General features: G+C 69.6%; 5 protein-coding genes. 2 read left to right on the forward strand and 3 right to left on the reverse strand.

What is annotated here, in order from left to right:
- Positions 1-18: 18 nt before the first annotated feature.
- Positions 19-1,209 (reverse strand): acyl-CoA dehydrogenase family protein, encoded by a 1,191-nt coding sequence (locus AC2VOR_RS09655; RefSeq protein ID WP_486963685.1) that lies wholly within the window; start codon positions 1,207-1,209, stop codon positions 19-21.
- Between the two features lie 442 nt (positions 1,210-1,651).
- Here AC2VOR_RS09655 and AC2VOR_RS09660 point away from each other — a divergent pair, with 442 nt between their 5' ends.
- Positions 1,652-1,816, forward strand: a complete 165-nt coding sequence (locus tag AC2VOR_RS09660) for a hypothetical protein (RefSeq protein WP_168209488.1) — start codon at positions 1,652-1,654, stop codon at positions 1,814-1,816.
- 35 nt (positions 1,817-1,851) lie between these two features.
- Here the strand turns inward: AC2VOR_RS09660 and AC2VOR_RS09665 are convergent, their stop codons facing one another.
- Positions 1,852-4,524: an FHA domain-containing protein gene (locus AC2VOR_RS09665; protein ID WP_486963686.1), complete on the reverse strand. Its 2,673-nt coding sequence runs from the start codon at positions 4,522-4,524 to the stop codon at positions 1,852-1,854.
- A gap of 87 nt (positions 4,525-4,611) precedes the next feature.
- Here AC2VOR_RS09665 and AC2VOR_RS09670 point away from each other — a divergent pair, with 87 nt between their 5' ends.
- Positions 4,612-4,812: a hypothetical protein gene (locus AC2VOR_RS09670; protein ID WP_369738429.1), complete on the forward strand. Its 201-nt coding sequence runs from the start codon at positions 4,612-4,614 to the stop codon at positions 4,810-4,812.
- 64 nt (positions 4,813-4,876) lie between these two features.
- On the opposite strand, the gene AC2VOR_RS09675 is transcribed toward AC2VOR_RS09670, so the two are convergent.
- Positions 4,877-5,730: alpha/beta hydrolase (locus AC2VOR_RS09675; protein WP_486963687.1), on the reverse strand; the 854-nt coding region annotated here is incomplete at its 5' end.

Here is a 5,730-nt window from a genome sequence, read left to right on the forward strand (position 1 = left end):
GGGGAGCAGTCTCATCGCTCAGCGTCCGTACGAGGGCATGCCGTGGCCGCGCTGGGCGATGATGTCGCGGAGCACCTCGTTGGTGCCGCCGCCGAAGCGCATCAACGGCGCGGCCCGGTAGAGCCGTTCGAACTTCCCGGCCAGCGGGGCGTGTTCGCTGCGGTGTGCCAGCAGCCCGTCGGGGCCCAGCAGGTCGAGCGCCAGTTCGGCGATGCGCTGGCGCAGTTCGCTGGTGAAGACCTTCTCGACGCTGACCTCCACGGTGGGGATCACGCCGCCGTCGAGCATCGAGGCGGCCTCGTAGCCCATCAGCGTGGCCACCTCCACGTCGGCCTCGGCCTGCACCAGCCGGCGGCGCAGCGCCGGACAGTCGGCGGGCACGCTGCCGTCGCGGCGGGGCGTTGCCGCGAGATCGCGCAATTCCTCCACGGCGCGGCGCAGATCGCCGGCGTTGGTCAGCGCGCCCCGCTCGAGGTCGAGCGCGCCGGTGATGTACGTCCAGCCGCGGTTGACCTCGCCCACCAGGTTGGTGAGCGGGACCCGCACGTCGCGAAAGTGGACCTCGTTGGTGCGGTAGCCCGACCAGGCGTAGAGGGGGCGGATCTGGACCCCCGGGCTGTCGACCGGGACGATGATGACCGAGATGCCGCGGTGCCGGGCCGCGTCGGGATCGGTGCGCACGCACAGCCATTCGTGGGTGGCGCGCTGGGCGCCGCTGTTCCAGATCTTCGTCCCGTTGATCACCCACTCCTGGCCGTCGCGCGTCGCGCGGGTCCGCAGGCCGGCCAGGTCGGTGCCGGCGTCGGGTTCGGAATAGCCGACGGCGCAGATCATCTCGCCCCGGGCGATCGGTGGCAGCCATTCGGCTTTGTTCCGCTCGGTGCCGTGCCGCATGATCATCGGCGCCACCGATGTGACCGTCAGGTCGGGACTGGGCACGCCCCAATATTCGAACTCGCTCATCAGCAGGTGCTGATGAATCGCGCCGAGGCCCCCTTCGCCTCCCAGCCCGCCGTACTCGCGCGGCCAGTTCAGCCCGAACCAGCCCTTCTCGCCGATCTTGCGGCGGAAGCGCGCAACCTCTCCGTTCGGGAATTCGAGATCGTGCCGGGCGAGCTCGGCGCGGAGCGCGGGGGTGACATTTTCCCGGAGGAATTCGCGGACCTCGGCCAGCCAGGCACGCTGCCCGGCGTCGAGTTCGAAATCCATTCCGAAGCCCACCTCACCTTCCGGCCTTTCACACGGCAGCGCCAGCGTAACGCCGGGGACAGAACGAGCTCCGCGATTTCGGGCTGACGTTACGCCCGCCGCGGCGCGGACATCGCGAGGCCCGCTTCGACACGCCCCAACCAGAGGTCCGCCCCCTCGCGGGCGACCCGTCGCCTACGTGACGACCGACGGCGGGACGGCCGTTCCCCCGGGACGGCATCGTCCCCCGGACCGCGGTGCCGAGGCGTCAGTTGAATGACCGGTAGTCATGAAAGTGCACGTCGGACGGCATCCGGGTTTCAAACTATTAAAACGCTGTGAAACTCCCGTAAATCCGCGCGACGGCCCTCGCGGCCATGCGCTGGGGCTGCAAGGATCGTGGGATCGACCGGTCTTAGGTATCAGTCGTACCGCTCGGTCCGAAGCGCACGGGGAGAAGCAGATGCCAACTGTTGAGACACGCCTTCGCCAGGAACTACGCACCTGCGCCGTCGAGTTGCGCCAGCTGGCGTACACCCTGCCCCACGGGGTGGGTGAGCACGATCTCCTGCAGCTGTCCGACCGCATGCGTGCCGCCGCCGAACAGGTCGCGCGCAAAGGGGCTTGACCTTTCGCGGCGCTTCGCCGGTCGCCGGCAGGTGATCAGCCGCCCTTGAGGCGAATCTTCCACCGCACGAAACCCAGGTAGACCATGCTGATCGCGAACAGCATGGCGACATCGAACCACCATGCGCCGGCGGTGTGGCGCCAGTGCGAGTCCTTCGGCGTCACCGGGCCCGGCTCCAGCTTGAGCAGGTCCGCAGTGGATGCCGACGCGGCGAAGCCCCACCTGGCCGGCGTCGCCCACGACATCTGGTCGAGGCCGATGCGGTCGGTGACTGGGATCATGCCGCCGGAGAACACCAGCTGCGACATCACCGCGACCACCAGCAGCGGCATGATCTGTTCGTTGGACTTGGCGATGGCCGACAGCGCCAGCCCGAGCATCGCCGAGGCGACACAGGTCAGCGCGACGTCGACGAAGAGCTCCAGACCCGGCCGGCCCAGGGCGACGGCCCCCTGGGTGGGACCGCCCTTGCCGATCAGGACGATGACGGTGACGATCGCGGACTGGACGACCGCGAACACCGTGTACACGCAGACCTTGGCCAGCAGATAGGCGCCGGTGGACAGGCCGACGGCCTGCTCGCGCAGGAAGATCGGGCGCTCACCGATGAGGTCGCGGATCGTCAGCGCGGTGCCCATGAACACCGCGCCGACGTTGAGCAGCACCAGGATCTGCCCGGGCTCGTTGGGCGCGGCACCCATGGGGTTGGGGATGCCGAACCCGACGTTGCCGGGAACCGACATCGACAGCGCACCCATGATGAAGGGCAACACCGCCAGGAAGGCGAAGTAGCCGCGGTCGGAGATGATCAGCCGCATCTGCCGCCGGGCGATGGTGGAGAACTGCCGGCCCAGGCTCGTGTGCGACGGGTCGCCGATCTCCGCGGGTTGCTCGGCCGGTGGCGGCGGCGGGGGCGGTCCCGTCCGCGCCAGGTAGCGGGCCCGCGCCCCGTCCGGGTCGTTGGCCACCGTGCTGAAGATGTCGGCCCAGTTCGTCGTCCCCATGGCGGGACCGATCTGGCCGGGCGGCCCGCAGAACGCGGTCTTGCCGCCGGGGGCCAGCAGCAGGACCTGGTCGCAGACGTCGAGATAGGTCAGCGAGTGGGTGACCACGAGCACCACGCGGCCGGCGTCGGCCAACTGCCGCAGCATGGTCATGACCTGGCGGTCCAGGGCCGGGTCCAGACCCGACGTCGGCTCGTCGAGGATCAGCAACGACGGCCCGGTGAGCAGCTCCAGCGCCACCGACGCTCGCTTGCGCTGGCCGCCGGACAGCTTGTCGACCCGGGTGTGCAGGTGCTGGGTCATCTCGAGTTCCTCGAGCACCCGCGCCACCACCTGTTCGCGGTCCTCTTTGGTGGTATCCGGCGGCAGCCGCAACTCGGCGGCATACATCAGCGCCTGCTGCACTGTCAGCTGCCCATGCACCACGTCGTCCTGCGGGACCATACCGATGCGGCTGCGCAGCGAGGCGTACTCGGCGTGGACGTTGTGGCCCTCGAAGGTCACCGTGCCGGTGGTCGGGTGCGTGTAGCCGGCGACCAGCCGGGCGAACGTGGACTTGCCGGCACCGGAGGGACCGATGACGGCGGTCAGCGTTCCGGGCTGTGCGCCCAGCGAGATGTTGTCCAGCAGCGTCTTGTTGTTCTCGATCGTCCACGTCACCCCGCGCACGTCGAGCCCGCCGGTGCGCGTGGCGGTCGCGGTCTCGTCGCGGCGGACCAGCGCCCCGCCCGCGAAGACCAGGTCGATGTTGCCGATCGTGACGACGTCGCCGTCGTGCAGCAGCGCGGAGTCGACCCGGGCGCCGTTGACGAAGGTGCCGTTGATGCTGCGGTTGTCGTGGATCTCGGTGCCGTGGTCGGTCGGGATCAGGGTGGCGTGGTGGCGGGACGCCAGCACCTCGGGAATGACGATGTCGTTGTCGTTGGCCCGGCCGATCTTGATCGCTCCCGGCGCCGACTCCGGCGCCGACCTGCCCGGGCGCAGCATGCGCATCATCGACGTCGCGATGTTGGTTGCGTCACCGCCGATGCGGCCGGTCTCGGCGGCCCTGGGCTCGCCCGCGGGCGCGGCGGGCACCCGCATTGGTGGCGCCCGGTAGATCTGCGGCCCCTGCTGCGGGCCGCTGGGCGGCCCGACGTGGTGTCCGCCGGTCGGGTGGCGCGGCTGCGGCTCCGCGGGATGGCCCGGCATCACCCCGCTCGGCGGGTGGCTCTGCTGCGGACCGCTGGGCGGCTGCCCGGGGTGCCGGAACGTGGCCGACGGCGGGTGCTGGGGCTGGCCGGGCCGCTGCGCGACGGGCTGCGGGTGGCCGTGCGGCGCCGCCGCGGCGCCGTCGCCGTGGGTGTTGAAGATCGGCATCGACGTCGTCAGCGGCGGCCGCCCCGCCGAGCCCTGGTGGCGGCCCACCTCGAACGTCAGCGCGGGGCCGTCCGGATTGCCGATGTTGACCCGCAGGCCGTCCTGGATGTCGACGGCCGGCACGCGGCGGTTGTTGACGTACAGCCCGTTGAGGCTTCCGTTGTCGATGGCGATCCAGCGGCCCTGGTCGAACCGCACGATCAGGTGGGTCCGGGATATCAGGGGATGCGCGACGCGCAGGTCCGCGCGCAGGTCGCGCCCGATCACCACGTCGTTTCCTGCTGCGAAGGTGCGCTCGGATCCGTCGTAGCGCACGGTCAGCACGGGTGGGGCTGGACGGCTCATCCGCTTCACTGTATCGGCAGCGCGACGGATCGGGGGCAGGCGCTACGCCGGAGTTTCGAGCCGAAACTCCGGGGTAACCCGTCGTCCATGATCGACAGCGACGCCGAATTCCCCGACGACGTGCCGGTCGCCGACGCCGTGGAGCAATGGCACCAGACGGCTGAGTTTCCCGACGACGACGGGTGCGCGGGTGACGTGCCGCTGGAGACGAGCGCCCCGGACTGGCAGGAGCAGCGGGAGACCGTCCCGATCGACCCGGAAGTCGAGGAGTTCGGCTACCGCGGCTGACATTCGGACGTCTGGCCGGCTTACGCCATCACACTGCCGCACAGCCGTTTTCGAGCGACCGCGGCTACCCCACCCTCGTGACGGCCGGCGCTTCGCGGGACCATGGCACGGCAACTTCGCCGTCCGACGACTCTCCTATTCCGGCCGTGACCTCTTTGACGAAGTCGCCGATGTAGCGAATGGCGCGGCGACCTTCGGGCAAAATGTCGGCCGCCAACGGGAAATCGTGGATCTGCCCGTCCCACAGATGCAGATCGCAGCGAATTCCCGCGGCATCCAAGCGCTTTGCCATCAGTTCGGCGTCGGGCAGCAGCAATTCGTCGGAGCTCGCGTGGATGGTGACCGGGGGCAAACTGCACAGATCGGCATCGACCGGTGAGACGACGGGACCCGTGGAGCCGTCCGGGCCGGGAAGTTGCACCTCTTCGAGATATTGCGTGAATATCGACAACGCCGCACGCGTGAACATGGAGCACCGACGGGCATTGCGGTGCCTCAATTTTTCGGCGGGGTCCGCATCGGCGAACGGCGAGATCGTCGCGATACCCGCCGGCTTCGCGACTCGGGCGCGAATGGCCGCGAGCGCGGTCATGAACGCCAGATATCCGCCGGCCGAGTCGCCGGCGACGACGACCTGTTCGCCGTCGTAGCCGCTTTCCTGCAGCCAGCGCAGCCCGTCGAGGCCGTCCTGGATGGCGTCGTCGACCCGGTGTGACGGCAGCTTCCGGTATCCGACGGTGAGCACCGCGGCGTCGGCGGCTTTCGACAAGCGGGTCACGAGCGAGCGGTGCGTGTTGAGGCCGCAGGTCAGAAATGCGCCTCCGTGCAGATAGAGAATCGCCCGCGTCGACGACGCGCCGGGCGCACGAACCCATTCCGCGTTGCAGTTCTCGAGCCGCACGGGATCGATCTTCGCGG

It is taken from the genome of Mycobacterium sp. TH-M103, assembly GCF_057473785.1.